Origin of the sequence: Lysobacter sp. ESA13C, assembly GCF_019970005.1 — a bacterium.
GTDB lineage: Bacteria > Pseudomonadota > Gammaproteobacteria > Xanthomonadales > Xanthomonadaceae > Lysobacter > Lysobacter antibioticus_B.
Window position 1 is genome coordinate 476,038 of sequence record NZ_JAHXYK010000003.1, and the last position, 12,867, is coordinate 488,904.

General features: G+C 66.8%; 12 protein-coding genes and 1 riboswitch. Of the genes, 4 read left to right on the forward strand and 8 right to left on the reverse strand.

Features of this window, described 5'->3' with window-relative positions; translation table 11 throughout:
- Positions 1–123 precede the first annotated feature (123 nt).
- The 3 genes from LC490_RS08195 (at position 124) to LC490_RS08205 (ending at position 2,354) form a co-directional block, all read left to right on the forward strand.
- On the forward strand, positions 124–1,158 hold the full coding sequence (locus tag LC490_RS08195; RefSeq protein ID WP_031374000.1) for a glycosyltransferase family 2 protein: 1,035 nt from the start codon (positions 124–126) through the stop codon (positions 1,156–1,158).
- Positions 1,118–1,546, forward strand: a complete 429-nt coding sequence (locus tag LC490_RS08200; RefSeq protein ID WP_031373999.1) for a CBS domain-containing protein — start codon at positions 1,118–1,120, stop codon at positions 1,544–1,546. The genes LC490_RS08195 and LC490_RS08200 overlap by 41 nt, the downstream gene beginning before the upstream one ends.
- Positions 1,547–1,748: 202 nt before the next feature.
- Positions 1,749–2,354, forward strand: coding sequence for a hypothetical protein (locus tag LC490_RS08205; RefSeq protein ID WP_223619854.1), 606 nt, complete (start codon positions 1,749–1,751; stop codon positions 2,352–2,354).
- A gap of 784 nt (positions 2,355–3,138) precedes the next feature.
- Here the strand turns inward: LC490_RS08205 and LC490_RS08210 are convergent.
- The 8 genes from LC490_RS08210 to LC490_RS08245 form a co-directional block, all read right to left on the reverse strand.
- Positions 3,139–5,106: an AsmA family protein gene (locus LC490_RS08210; RefSeq protein ID WP_223619855.1), complete on the reverse strand. Its 1,968-nt coding sequence runs from the start codon at positions 5,104–5,106 to the stop codon at positions 3,139–3,141.
- Positions 5,107–5,248: 142 nt separating this feature from the next.
- Complete coding sequence (locus LC490_RS08215) at positions 5,249–5,914, reverse strand: hemolysin III family protein (RefSeq protein ID WP_051885392.1); 666 nt, start codon at positions 5,912–5,914, stop codon at positions 5,249–5,251.
- A 220-nt stretch (positions 5,915–6,134) separates the two neighbouring features.
- Positions 6,135–6,374: a hypothetical protein gene (locus LC490_RS08220; RefSeq protein ID WP_223619856.1), complete on the reverse strand. Its 240-nt coding sequence runs from the start codon at positions 6,372–6,374 to the stop codon at positions 6,135–6,137.
- A 153-nt stretch (positions 6,375–6,527) separates the two neighbouring features.
- Positions 6,528–6,782 (reverse strand): hypothetical protein, encoded by a 255-nt coding sequence (locus LC490_RS08225; RefSeq protein ID WP_036149748.1) that lies wholly within the window; start codon positions 6,780–6,782, stop codon positions 6,528–6,530.
- 178 nt (positions 6,783–6,960) lie between these two features.
- The gene (locus LC490_RS08230; RefSeq protein ID WP_031373991.1) at positions 6,961–7,449 is read right to left on the reverse strand and encodes a hypothetical protein; all 489 of its coding nucleotides are present in this window, start codon (positions 7,447–7,449) and stop codon (positions 6,961–6,963) included.
- A complete protein-coding gene (locus LC490_RS08235; protein WP_031373992.1) occupies positions 7,449–9,053 on the reverse strand; it encodes a peptide chain release factor 3 in 1,605 nt (534 codons plus the stop codon). The genes LC490_RS08230 and LC490_RS08235 overlap by 1 nt, the downstream gene beginning before the upstream one ends.
- 326 nt (positions 9,054–9,379) lie before the next feature.
- Positions 9,380–10,306 carry a M23 family metallopeptidase gene (locus tag LC490_RS08240; RefSeq protein WP_223619857.1) on the reverse strand — a complete coding sequence of 309 codons (927 nt, stop codon included), beginning with the start codon at positions 10,304–10,306 and terminating at the stop codon, positions 9,380–9,382.
- 52 nt (positions 10,307–10,358) lie between these two features.
- Entirely contained in the window at positions 10,359–11,459 is a 1,101-nt protein-coding gene (locus LC490_RS08245; protein WP_223619858.1) for a phytase, read from the reverse strand.
- A 128-nt stretch (positions 11,460–11,587) separates the two neighbouring features.
- Positions 11,588–11,708, forward strand: a riboswitch (SAM riboswitch).
- A 67-nt stretch (positions 11,709–11,775) separates the two neighbouring features.
- Between LC490_RS08245 and LC490_RS08250 the strand changes: the two genes are divergently transcribed.
- Complete coding sequence (locus LC490_RS08250; protein WP_223619859.1) at positions 11,776–12,843, forward strand: homoserine O-succinyltransferase; 1,068 nt, start codon at positions 11,776–11,778, stop codon at positions 12,841–12,843.
- Positions 12,844–12,867: the final 24 nt, after the last annotated feature.

The window sequence follows — 12,867 nt, forward strand, 5'->3', positions numbered from 1 at the left end:
GGATTGAATGAGCAGGGTCGAGCCGGCCGCCGCCCGGCGGATCGGCCCGAGGTCGCGGCGTCTGCGCCGCCGCCGATCGGCGATCACATCGGCGCGGCCGGCGTCGCCGCTACTATGTCGGGCATGAATCGCGATCTAGTCACCGTCGTCCTGGCCGCCTTCGACGAGGCGCCCAGCCTGCCGTTGCTGCAGCCACGCATCGCCGCGGCCCTGGATGCGCTGGCCGCGCAGGGCGTCGACGGGCGGGTGCTGTATATCGACGACGGCAGCCGCGACCGCACCTGGGAGATCCTGCAGGGCATCGCCGCGGCCGATCCGCGGGTCGCGCTGCTGCGGTTGTCGCGCAATTTCGGCAAGGAAGCGGCCTTGACCGCGGGCCTGGACCGGGTCGAGCAGGGCGCCGCCCTGATCCTCGATGCCGACGGCCAGGACCCGCCGGAACTGATCCCGCAGTTCGTCGCCAAGTGGCGCGAAGGTTACGACGACGTCTACGGCACGCGCCTGGAGCGCGAGGGCGAGGGTTGGTTCAAGCGCGCCACCGCGCATGCCTTCTATCGCGTGATCGGGCGGCTCTCGCGCACGCCGATCCCCGCCGACACCGGCGACTTCCGCCTGCTGTCGCCGCGCGCGCTCGACGCGCTGCGGCAACTGCGCGAGCGCCACCGCTTCATGAAGGGCCTGTTCGGCTGGGTCGGCTACAACCGCATCGCCTTGCCGTATCACCGCGAAGCGCGCGTGGCCGGGGCCAGCAAGTTCAACCTGTGGCGGCTATGGAACCTGGCGCTGGAAGGCATCACCAGTTTCTCGACCGCGCCGCTGCGCCTGGCGACCTACCTGGGCCTGGCGACCGCGCTGGTGGCCTTCGCGTTCGGCGCCAAGGTGGTGTTGAAGGCGCTGCTGTTCGGCGACCAGGTCCAGGGCTGGCCGACGATGATGGCGGTGATCCTGTTCCTGGGCGGCGTGCAGCTGATCGCGCTGGGCCTGATCGGCGAATACCTGGGCCGGCTGTACGAAGAATCGAAACAGCGGCCGCTTTACCTCATCGACACCTGGCAGCCCGCGCCAGGAGTATCCTCGGACCAGACACGGTTTCCCCAGTTCGCGGAAGGAGACAGTCATGCGCACCGTAAGACAGTTGTTGGAGGCGAAAGCGCCTGAGATTCATGCGATCGGCCCCGACGCGCCGGTCATCGACGCGATCCGGCTGATGGCCGAAAAACGCATCGGCGCGGTGCTGGTGATGGACGGCGCGCGATTGGCCGGGATCCTGTCCGAGCGCGACTACGCCCGCAAGATCGTATTGCAGGGCCGGTCCTCGGCCGATACGCCGGTGCGCGCGATCATGACCGCCGAGGTCGTGGTGGTCGGGCTGGGCGACAGCGCCGACCATTGCATGCAACTGGTGACCGACCAGCGCATCCGCCACCTGCCGGTGGTCGACGGCGGCCGTGTCGTCGGCGTGGTATCGATCGGCGACCTGGTCAAGGCGGTGATCGAGGACCAGCAGGTCGAGCTGGATCAGCTGCAGCGTTACATCGCGAGTTAAGAACCGCGCCAGTCAAGAGCGGCGCCAGCTGAGGGGGCGGCAGGCGATGCCGCCGCGCCGCGATTCGCTGTCGGCGCCCGCCGGCGCACGCACGGCCGCGGCGGCGACGATCCATTCGCAGGAAACCTGCGCGCGATGGGATGATGTCCGTCCCGCGTCATTCCTGTGAAGGATCACCATGAGTCGATACCGTTTCGCCGCCATGCGCCTGCCCGTCGTCGTCCCCTTTGTCGTGGCCCTGATCGTCGCGGCTATGGCCGGATGCACCGCGTCGTCCAACCCGCCTGTCGAGGCGGACAAAGCATCTGCCAAGACGCCCGACAAGGCGGCCGCTGCGAAGCCGGCGAGCCCGCCGCAGCGCCCGGCGCAGGCGAGCGTCGCCGACGACGGCAAGCGCATCGACGTGGCGAGCGCGGTGCTCGATTTCCCGATCGAGGCGGCCGATGTGTTCGACGGCCGAGTGCTGCGGATCGATCGGGTCGCTATCCTGGGGCAGGAAGATCGCGGCGAGCGGTTCGACCTGTTGTTGCGCATCGAAGGGCCGAGCGATCCGAAGGCCGAGGGTGGGCGTTGCCGCGACGGGCGCGAGATCGTACTGCGGGAGATCTCCTTCGACGGTAACGACAACATGATCACCGGCTCGCAGGACTACCAGTCCTGCCTGAAGCGGATCCGCCCGGTCGCCGAACGCCGCTTTCCCGACGGGCGCGTCGAATACGACCTCAAGCATACCTATCCCGCCGGCGATACCTGGGACGTGTACCTGAAGTACGACCTCGCCCATCCGGGCGCCGGCGTGACGATGTAGGCGCCCAGCGAGATTCATCCCGATGTTGCGGATCCGTCCTGTGTAGGAGCGACGTGAGTCGCGACCGCGGGGCTCCGAATCGCCGTGGTCCTTTCGATGCTGTCGCTGTCGTGTCGCCGTTGCCGTTGCCGTTGTCTTGGCCTTGGCTGTTGCTGTGCGCCGATTCGCACTGGCGAAGGTAATGGAAGACCCGGAGGGCGGCCCGCATGGATGCGGGCCGTTTTTCATCGGGACAAGGATGTCCCGTATGAAAAATCCCTGCGGATGCACCGCTCGTGCGGGCCCTTGACTCAAAGAAAAGCATTTTTCTTTGGTTACCTTTCTTTTGTTGCTTATGACAAAAGAAAGTAACCCGCCGCTTTAGTGGCGGAAGCTCTTGGCGTTTGATCTTGATCTTGCTGATCGAGAAGCCACAAGAAAGAGCAGAGCTTCCGTCCGCTGACGCGGCCGGGTTACTTTCTTTTGCTAAGCCCAAAAGAAAGCTAACCAAAGAAAAGGGCTCTCCTTGCAAGGGCACAGGCCACGAGTGCGATGCTCGCGCCGGGATTTTCCGATAAGACGTCCCTGTCTTATCGGAAAACGCCGCACGTCCTGTGCGGCGCCCTCCGGGTCTCCATTTGACCGGCAAAACGGCAAGGCAAATCAAAATCACGGCAACGGCAACGGCAACGGCAACGGCAACGGCTAAAACCACAGCTAAAACCACAGCTAAAACCACAGCTAAAACCAAAGCCACGCGGTACCGGATGTTTGCGTCATGGTTTAAGCATCAAACAGCGACCGCTCAATTCACCACATGCCCCGCACAGCCCGCATCCTTGCCCGGGCCGAGTTCGATCGTGGCCAGCAATGCCGCCGGCGGCGCGATGCTGCCCAGCGCCACTGCGACGGCGCCGCGCAGGCCAAGGCGTTTGAAATCCGGACGGGCGTTGGGGTGCTTGAAGCTGCCGGTGACGGTCAGCGGCGTGCGCAATGCGAACAGGCTGCGGTCTTTCGGGCGCGGACGGATCAGCAGGTCGAGTTTTTCCTCGCCCAGGTCGATCGTGCCGCTGCCGACCAGGATGGTGTCGCTGGTGTCGAAGGCCAGCGCGCGCGCGGTCATGACGCCGTCGGCGACGGTGAAATCGCCGAAGGCGCAGCGGATCGGGATCTTGCGGTCCTGGGTCAGCTTGAACTTGAGGATCTCGGCCAGGTCGAGCCCGGCGAATTCCATCAGCAGGTTGCTGATCTGGCCTTGGCCCATGCCGACGGCGACGTTGCCGTCGCTGCTGGCGAGCATCGTCGCGATCGAATTGCCGTTGCCGGCCAGGGCGATGCGCCCGCCGACCTTGCCGACGGCGTCTTCGGCGAGTTTGACCTTGGGCAGCAGCTTGGCAAGGGTCAGCTTGCGCGCGGTGATGTCGGCGCGGGTGCGGATCGGGGTGCGGCGCGCGTCCATCGTGATGATCGAGCGGATGTCGCCGTCGGCGACGCCGAAGTTCAGCGGGTCGAGTTTGAGCAGGCCGTTCTCGAGCAGCAGATGCGCCTGCATGTCGTCGAGCGGCCAACCCGGCGCCTCGATGCGCGCGGCCTTGAGCTTTACGTCCGCATCCATCGCCCGCAACTTGTCGAGCCGATACGGCGTAGAGGGCAACAGCTTCGGGCTCGCGTCCAGGCGCGCATGTTCGGCGGCGAGTTCGGGGTTGGTGCTTTCGCCGCGCCCGGTCTGCGGGGGCGCTCCGACGAAGCCGGCGAGATCGTCGAGATCCAGGCGCTTGGATACCAGGTCGGCGCGCAGATAGGGGCGCGGGCCGCCGGTATCGACACTGGCGCTACCGGCCAGATCGCTGTCGCCGACCTTGCCGGTGAAGCGGTCGTAATTCCAGCGCACGCCATCGCGGCTCAGGCGGCCGTCGAGCGCATAAGGCGGCGTCGGCGGAATCGCGATGCCGATCAGAGGATACAGATCGGCGAGGTTCTTGCCGGCAAGGGCGAGTTGCAGATCGAAGTCGCGCAGATGGAAGGGGTCGACCAGTTCGCCGCGCGCATGCGCACGGGTGGCGCCGGCGGCGGCGCGCAGGTTCAGTCGATACGGGCGCTGCGTATCGCGCAGCGCCAGCGGCGATTCGGCGCGGCCTTCGAGGGTGAAGCGGTTGTTCTTCCAGCGTCCGCTGCCTTCGACCTCGACTGGCGGCGCGGCATCCTCGCGCTGGGCCGCACGGCTGGCGACGGCCAGGTCGATGTCGGTCTTGCCGGCGGCGTCGAGGAATTGCAGACGCCCGTCGTCGATCCAGACGCGTCGGAACACCGGCAATTCGCCGTTGCCGGCGCGATCGAACACCCAGTTGCCGCCGTGCTTGGGATCGGTCTGCAGATTCACTCGCGGCCGGATCAGGCGGATGTCGGGGATGCGGATGTCGCCCTTGAGCAAGGGCCAGAATTCCACCGCGATTTCCAGACGCTGCGCCGAAGCCATCAGCGGCTGCTTGGCCCACTCGGCATTGGCGAAGCTCAGGCCGTCGGCGCGGATGACCGGCACGCGTCCTAGATCGACATCGAGATTGCCGGCGATCTCGAAACGTCGGCCGGTGCGCACTTCGACCTGGCGTTCGATCGTGCCCTTGAACCAGTTCCAGTCCCACAGCAGGAGCAGCACAACGATGGCGAGCGCGAGCACGCCGAGCAGCGCGCGCCAGGGATGGCGGCGCAGACGGGTCTGCCACGACTGCTCGGCAGGCGCGGGCGCAGACGGGGGAGGCGGAGAGTCGCTCATGGCATGAAGCGCTTGGGCCGATCGTGCCGGCGATACCTACGCCATCGGCCCGCGCGGCGGGACCTGGTCGCTACGATGGCCTCACCATTGCGGCAGGGCGGTAAAGCGAAGGTGAATACGCCGTGGACGCGACGTGCGGTGTTCAGGCCGGCGAGGGGACGACCTGGGCGAACACCGAGATGTAATGGCAGACGCTGCCGGCGACCACGAACAAATGCCAGATCGCATGTGAATAGCGCAGCGAGGGACGGTGATAGAACACCGTGCCGAGCGTGTAGCAAAGGCCGCCGGCCAGCAGCCAGCTCAGGGTCCAGACGTCGAGCGCGTTGAGCAGGGGCTTGATCGCGACCAGCACCAGCCAGCCCATCGCGATGTAGATCATCGTCGACAGCAGCTTGAAGCGGCCGGTATAGAACAGCTTGAACACGATGCCGGCGAAGGCCAGGCCCCAGATCGCCGCGAACAGGCCCCAGCCCCAGGGGCCGCGTAGGCCGATCAGGGTGAACGGCGTGTAGGTGCCGGCGATCAGCAGATAGATCGCGCAATGGTCGAAGACCTTGAGCCGCCCCTTGAGCACGGGATGCTGGATCGCGTGGTACAGGGTCGAGGCCAGATACAGCAGCAACAGGCTGATCCCGAACACGATCGCGCTGCCGAGTTGCCAGGCGTCGCCGTAGATCGCGGTCAGGGTGATCATGACCGCGCCGCCGGCCAATGCGGCGGTGGCGCCGAGACCGTGGGTCAGTGCGTTGGCGATCTCTTCGCGGATCGAGTGGTCGCCGTGAGCGGGGGCATGGGCGATAGGCATGGTCCCAGCATCCTAGCGCGGTCTGGGGCCAATGCTCGCAGTCAGGATGAAAGGACAGGGACGGTAAGGTGCCCGCGGTCCGGTTTCGCGACCCGGATCACGGGCGCAGGCAGGCCGGAGCGTCTGGCCTGCCGGAAGCACGGCCCTCGCGCAGAGGACGTGGCGGGTCGATCCGGCCCGGAGCGGCGAGCCCCGGGCCGGATCGGACCGGAGACGCAGGTCAGGCGGCCGGGACCGCGGCCATGTGGCTCATCGACGGCATACCGACGATCAACAGGACGATGCCGACGATGTAGATGATCAGCGGAATCTTGTTCTGGGCGAAGTTCATGATCGCGAATACCACGGCCACGAACGGAATCAGCAGCGAACCCAGTCCCCACCAGATGTTCTTGCGAAACGCGTTGACGACGATCCACAGACCGCCGATCAGGCACAACACGATACCCAAGTAATACATACGTCCCCCTCCAGGTTGGATGCCGGCTCGACTGCCCGACGGGCCGATGCTAGTCGATGCTGCCGCGCAGCATCGGCGAAACGCGCGGCCTCGTCGCAAACACGCGGGGGACACCGGACCGCAGAGTGTGGCGGGCGGCGGCGACACGCCGTATCAGGGGGCGTAGACCACGTTGTCGGACAAGTACATCTGCGCGATGTTGATCGCAAAAAGCACGGACCCGGCGGCGTACAGCAGCAGCGGGGTCTTGCTCTTATGCCAATGGAGGATGCCGAAGACGAGCAGGACGGGCGAAACCAACAACGAACCCAGTCCCCACCAGATGTTTTCCTGGAAGGCCAACACCAACAGCCATAGACCGCCGATCGCGAGCAGGGCCAGGCTGAGAATCAGAAGCGCCAACATCATGTCGAACTCTCCTTGTGACCGGCGTCCTGCCGGCGCGGCCATGCTAGCGAATTTCGAGTGCGCAGGGAGCGCCCGGGAAGGTCGCAGCGCCCGAGCGACGGCCGCTTTCGCAGTGCCATGGCGCGCGGACTGGAGCGTCGGGACTGTCGGGCCGTGGCGACGGATCGTTCGGGTTCGATCAATCGAGCGTGTTCAAACGGCGGACCCGGCGCAGTCGTCGCAGAATCTTGTGCGGCCGGTCGAAGCGGTATTCCTCGACTTCGACCGTCAGCCCGCCGTCTTCGCCGAGCGCCTCGCGCATCGCATAGAGGCGGCCGTTGCCTTCGAAGGCGAGCCAGCGCTCGCCGTCGCGCACGACCTTGATTTGCGAGACCGAAGGGATGATTTCGTTCAAGGTCGCCAGGTCGAGCTGCCCGCGTGCAAGCAGTTCCTCGCGCCGCGCTCGCAAAGCCTGCGCCCGCGCATGGGTGGCTTGCAGCGCCGATTCGCGGTCGATGCGGTGGATCGGCTGCAGGGCGCGCAACGGCACCATCGCCTGGGCCTTGCCGCTGCGCAAGCGGTGGATGTCCATCACCACCTTGGCCATGTAGGCGTCTTTATAGTCGAGCGCGGCGACTTCGCTGCGCTTGCCCAACAAGTACAGCCACCATCGCCGCAGCGCCGACATCAGTCCAGCGCCACCGCGTGCGCGTGTTCGCGCGTGGCGAGGAATTCCACGCCCGGTGCGCGCTCCTGGGCCAGTTGCAGATTGACCCGGGTCGGCGCCAGATAGACCAGTTGCCCGGCCGCGTCGAGCGACAGGTTGAGCGCGTTCTTGTCGCGGAATTCCTCGAGCTTCTTGGCGTCGTTGCAGCGGATCCAGCGCGCGGTCGCCACGCCGACCTGCTCGAAGCTCGCATCCACGCCGTACTCGTCCTTGAGGCGGTAGGCGACGACGTCGAACTGCAGCACGCCGACCGCGCCGAGGATCAGGTCGTTGCTCATCAGCGGCCGGAAGAACTGGGTCGCGCCTTCTTCCGACAACTGCGCCAGGCCCTTCTGCAACTGCTTGAGCTTGAGCGGGTCGCGCAGGCGCGCGCGACGGAACAGTTCCGGGGCGAAGTTCGGGATGCCGGTGAAGGCGAGCGCCTCGCCTTCGCTGAAGCTGTCGCCGATCGAGATGGTGCCGTGGTTGTGGATGCCGATCACGTCGCCCGGGAACGCGCTTTCAGCGATCTCGCGGTCGCTGGCCATGAAGGTCAGGGCGTTGGCGAGCTTCACTTCCTTGCCGGTACGGGCATGGAAGGCCTTCATGCCGGCGCTGAACTTGCCCGAGCAGATGCGCATGAAGGCGACCCGGTCGCGGTGCTGCGGGTCCATGTTGGCCTGGATCTTGAACACGAAGCCGCTGAGCTTGTTTTCGGCGGGCTGCACTTCGCGGGTAGTGGTCTCGCGCGGCTTCGGCGACGGGGCGTGCTCGATGAAGAAATCCAGCAGCAGCTGCACGCCGAAGTTGTTGACCGCCGAGCCGAAGAACACCGGGGTCTGTTCGCCGGCCAGGTACTTGGCCTTGTCGAACGGATGCGAGGCGCCTTCGACCAGTTCCAGTTCCTCGCGCAGCTCGGCCAGCATCGCCGCGCCGATGCGCGCTTCGAACGCCGGATCGTCGATGGAGGCGTAGATGGTCGAGTCCTGGCGGGTGAAGTTGCGGCCCTGCTCGTACAGATGCACTTCGCCGCTGATCAGGTGGACCACGCCCTTGAGGCGCTGGCCCATGCCGATCGGCCAGGTGATCGGCGCGCACTGGATGCCGAGCACCGATTCGACCTCGTCGAGCAGATCGATGGGGTTCTTGCCTTCGCGGTCGAGCTTGTTGATGAAGCTCATGATCGGCGTGTCGCGCAGGCGGCAGACTTCCATGAGCTTGATCGTGCGTTCCTCGACGCCCTTGGCGACGTCGATGACCATCAGCGCCGAGTCGACCGCGGTCAGCACGCGGTAGGTGTCCTCGCCGAAGTCGGCGTGGCCGGGGGTGTCGAGCAGGTTGACGATGCGGCCCTCGTAGGGGAACTGCATCACCGAGGACGTGACCGAGATGCCGCGCTCCTTTTCCAGGGCCATCCAGTCCGAGGTGGCATGGCGCGCGGCCTTGCGGCCCTTGACCGAGCCGGCCATCTGGATGGCGCCGCCGAACAGCAACAGCTTTTCGGTCAACGTGGTCTTGCCGGCGTCGGGGTGCGAAATGATCGCGAACGTGCGGCGGCGGAGGGCTTCTTGGGAGACTTCGGACATGGGAACGGCGCGCCCGGGGCGCGTCGGGAGGCAAGAGGAAGGGCGGAAGTATACCCGGGCGGCGCGCCGGAGCCGGGCAGGGCGTCGACGATGGCCGGATCGCCGAGGGTGGGGCTCTCGGGGCAGGAGCGGCGCGAGCCGCGACCGCGGGGCTACGACGGTTTGCGTGGCGGCGGGCCTGGATCGCGGCTCGCCGCCGTTGCTACGGGAGGCAACCGAGCGGATGCCGGGGGTAAGAGCAGGGCTGCGGAGAGTTGCGTCGCGGCGAGGGGGGACGCGGTCGCGGCTTACGCCGCTCCTACATCGACCATCGCAGGCGGACAGCCTCAGCGCGTGCCGCCGCTCAGCCGCAGCGGGCCTTGCGGGCCGCTCATGCGGAAGGGGATCGATTCGAGCTTCATGCCGCGATTGATCTGTACGGCGAAATGCAGGTGCGGGCCGGTGCTGAAGCCGGTGTTGCCGGACAGGCCGATCTGCTGGCCGGCGCGCACGCGCTGGCCGGTGCGGACCAGCACGCCGCCGTCGGCCTTGAGGTGGGCGTACAGGGCCATGCTGCCGTCGTCGTGGAGAATGCGGACGAAGTTGGCGCGGTCGCTGAACTTTTCCAGATTGAGCCCGGCCTTGTCGAAATCGGACTCGACCTGCATCACCGAGCCGTCGCGCGCGGCCAGCACCGGGGTGCCGATGTCGGCGGCGAAATCGACGGCGTAGCGGTGTTCGGGTTCGGTGTGGCTGAAATGGCCGCCATAGCCCTGGTCGATGCGGAATTGCTGCTGTTGCAACGGCAGCAGGTAATCGACGTTCTGCGCGCGCGCTGCCGGGTCGCCCGGCGTGCTGCGCAGGCTCAATTCGAAGTCGCCGCCGCGGGTCGGGTCCTGGGCGCTGAGCACCGCCACCACGGCGCTGCCGCGCGCGGCCACGGTTGCGTAGGCGGGTAACGAGGGCGAGCCGGCGATGTTATTGCTGTGGGTGAAGTCGAGGCGGACTTCGATCGGCCCGGACAGGCTGTTGTCGGCCCAGGCCAGGTAGCGGTCGCCGTCCTGCTGCACGCGCAGGCGCGCGATCGCGCCGGGTTCGGCGCGGAACGGGATCACCTGGACTTCCGACGGCGGCGCCGCCCCCGGCGGACGATCGCCGTAATGGCTGACGCCGCTGCGGTCGGTCCAGCGGTAAAGCTTGGCCGCCTGCACCGCCGGTACGGCGAGCAGGCTGGCGCAAAGGCAGGTGGCGAGCAGGGCGGAAAGGCGCGGCATGGTCGGGTTCGAAGGACGGCGTCGGTGCGGCGTGGAATAGGTAGCTAGAGTGTCAGTTCAGGCAGCCGGACTGCAGTTGCAGAGAGCGGGCGACGTCGCCGAGGTCGAACGCGGTCACCGAACGGTCGTCGTGCACCGCATACAAGGCCCCGGTCGGGAACGCGATCGTGCCGGCGGCGTGCAGGGCGATGCCGTCGGTGTGGGCGGTGACCTCGCCGCTGAAGCTGCCTTGCGGCACCAGGGTGACGCGGTCGAACACATGGAAGATCGTACGCGGCATCAGCTGGTCCACGGCGATCCAGTATCCGGCGCCGTTCGGGCAGCTCCACAAGGCCACGCCTTCGGCCTGGGCGTCGAAGCTGCGGTCGGGCAGGCGACGGCCCGTGTAACGGCCGGCCAGGGTGTATTCGCGCAGGGTCGAGAGATGGCGGTCGTCTTCGTCGGCGATCAGCAGGCGGTCGTTGGCCGGGTCGCCGGCGATCGATTCGACCACGCGCAGGGCGGCGTCCTCGGTGGTGTCGCCGAAGGAACCGACGTACTCGCTGCGCATCGCATCGCCATCGTCGAAGTGGATCTTGTAGCGGCGCACGCGCTGATCGAGCTCGGTCAAGGCCGGCACCCGGTCGAACTTGTCGCCGTACATGAAGCTGTCGGTGATGTAGGCCTCGAGCTCGCCCGGGGCGATCTCGTTGAGCCACACGCCGTAGGGGCTGCGCAACTCGGCGTCGCCGAAGCTGCCGAGCGGGGCGAAGTCGGGCAGGCGCAACACCTGGACGCGGTGGTTGTCGCGCTCGACCACGAACAGGTGATCGCCGAACACGGTCAGCCCGTTCGGGCGCTTGAACTGGCCGAGCGCCTGGCCCTTCGCGCCGACCGTGCGCAGGCGTTGGCCGCTGTCGGCGTCGTAGACCGCCAGGCGATGAGTCGACTTGGCGCTGGCGATCAGCCAGGTGGCGCCGTTCTCGGTCGGCCAGGTCGCCAGCGAATCGAGTTCGTCCTCCGGGCTTTCGGCCGAAACGAAGCGTTCGGGGACGATCCGCACCCCGGCCGGGCCGGCGCTGGTGGTGCGGGTTTCCGATTCCAGGACGGGGCGGGTGGCGCAGGCCGACAGCAGGACGGTGGTCAGGACGGCGGCAACGAGGCGGCTATTCATCATTCCAAGTGTATGCGCGGGCGGTGGCAACGGGGCGGCGACCGTGAAGGTCGAGTGAGGCTACATGATAAATCGCTATATGCGGATGAAGCGATTGACACGCCTTCCGCCGGTCGGCAGACTGAGGCCATCCATCGAGACCGGCTGAGGGACAGGCCCTTAGAAGCCGGGGCAACCCAACGCAGCGCAAGCTGCGTGAAGGTGCCAATTCCTGCGGCCCGCCTCATGGCGTTGGTCGGAAGATGGTTGCGAAGTGCGCTTCCGGCGCACTTGCGACTTGCAAGCTCGGTGGGCCCGTTCACTTCGGATGACCGCCATGAGCTTCGCCAACAGCCCCGCCGCCACGTTCGAACGCAGCGACAGCTTCGTTTCCTATGCGTCGCCCGCAATCGTTTCCCCCGACGTGTTCGAGCGCACCGGCCGTGCCGCCGCCACCCGAGGCGAGATCGCCGTCGAACTGGATCTGCGCCATTCCGGCCGCCGCAGCCTGACCTTGCGCTACGAAACCCAGGGCGACCGCAGCCTGCCGGCCTTGTTCGTCGCCGGCGGCATTTCCGCCCATCGCCACCTCGCGCCGAGCCGCGAGTTCGGCGAGCAGGGCTGGTGGCAGAGCCAGGTCGGCCATGGCCGTTCGCTGGACCCGTCCCAGCATTACCTGATCTCGTTCGACTGGATCGGTGCCGACGGCACCCTCGACGTGGCGCTGGATCCGGCCGACCAGGCCGACGCCATCGCCGCGTTGCTCGACGCGCTGCGCATCGAGCGCCTGCAGGCTTTCATCGGTTATTCCTACGGCGCCATGGTCGGCCTGCAGTTCGCCTCGCGGCATGCTTCGCGCCTGGGCGAACTGGTCTCGATCAGCGGCACTCACCGCGCCCATCCCTATGCCGCCGCCTGGCGTGCGCTGCAACGCCGTGCGGTCGCGCTGGGCGCGCTGCAGTGCGACGAAAGCCAGGGCCTGGCGCTGGCGCGCGAACTGGCGGTGCTGAGCTATCGCACCCCGGAAGAATTCGCCGAGCGTTTCGGCAATGCCGAAGTCCGCGACGGCCGCGTCCGCGTCGCCGCCGAGGACTACCTCGACCATTGCGGCAACAAGTACGTCGCGCGCACTCCGACTACCGCCTTCCTGCGCCTGTCCGAATCGATCGACCTGCAGCAGATCGATCCCTCGACGATCCGGGTGCCGGTCACTGTGGTTGCGGTCAGCGAGGATCGTTTGATCCCGCTCAGCGAGTCCTACGACCTGATCGAACGTCTGCGCGGCGAAACCCGCCTGCGCGTATTGCGCTCCATCTACGGGCACGACGCGTGCCTGAAAGAAGAATCCGACATCAACACCATCCTGCGCGAAGCGCTGGCCGACTGTACGCAGGTGGCCGCATGAGCATTCAGAACAACGGAGCGGCAC

Coding starts and splice junctions, on each gene's coding strand:
- LC490_RS08195 (WP_031374000.1), top strand. CDS start 124: ATGAATCGCGATCTAGTCACCGTCGTCCTGGCCGCCTTCGACGAGGCG.
- LC490_RS08200 (WP_031373999.1), top strand. CDS start 1,118: ATGCGCACCGTAAGACAGTTGTTGGAGGCGAAAGCGCCTGAGATTCAT.
- LC490_RS08205 (WP_223619854.1), top strand. CDS start 1,749: ATGCGCCTGCCCGTCGTCGTCCCCTTTGTCGTGGCCCTGATCGTCGCG.
- LC490_RS08210 (WP_223619855.1), bottom strand. CDS start 5,106: ATGAGCGACTCTCCGCCTCCCCCGTCTGCGCCCGCGCCTGCCGAGCAG.
- LC490_RS08215 (WP_051885392.1), bottom strand. CDS start 5,914: ATGCCTATCGCCCATGCCCCCGCTCACGGCGACCACTCGATCCGCGAA.
- LC490_RS08220 (WP_223619856.1), bottom strand. CDS start 6,374: ATGTATTACTTGGGTATCGTGTTGTGCCTGATCGGCGGTCTGTGGATC.
- LC490_RS08225 (WP_036149748.1), bottom strand. CDS start 6,782: ATGATGTTGGCGCTTCTGATTCTCAGCCTGGCCCTGCTCGCGATCGGC.
- LC490_RS08230 (WP_031373991.1), bottom strand. CDS start 7,449: ATGTCGGCGCTGCGGCGATGGTGGCTGTACTTGTTGGGCAAGCGCAGC.
- LC490_RS08235 (WP_031373992.1), bottom strand. CDS start 9,053: ATGTCCGAAGTCTCCCAAGAAGCCCTCCGCCGCCGCACGTTCGCGATC.
- LC490_RS08240 (WP_223619857.1), bottom strand. CDS start 10,306: ATGCCGCGCCTTTCCGCCCTGCTCGCCACCTGCCTTTGCGCCAGCCTG.
- LC490_RS08245 (WP_223619858.1), bottom strand. CDS start 11,459: ATGAATAGCCGCCTCGTTGCCGCCGTCCTGACCACCGTCCTGCTGTCG.
- LC490_RS08250 (WP_223619859.1), top strand. CDS start 11,776: ATGAGCTTCGCCAACAGCCCCGCCGCCACGTTCGAACGCAGCGACAGC.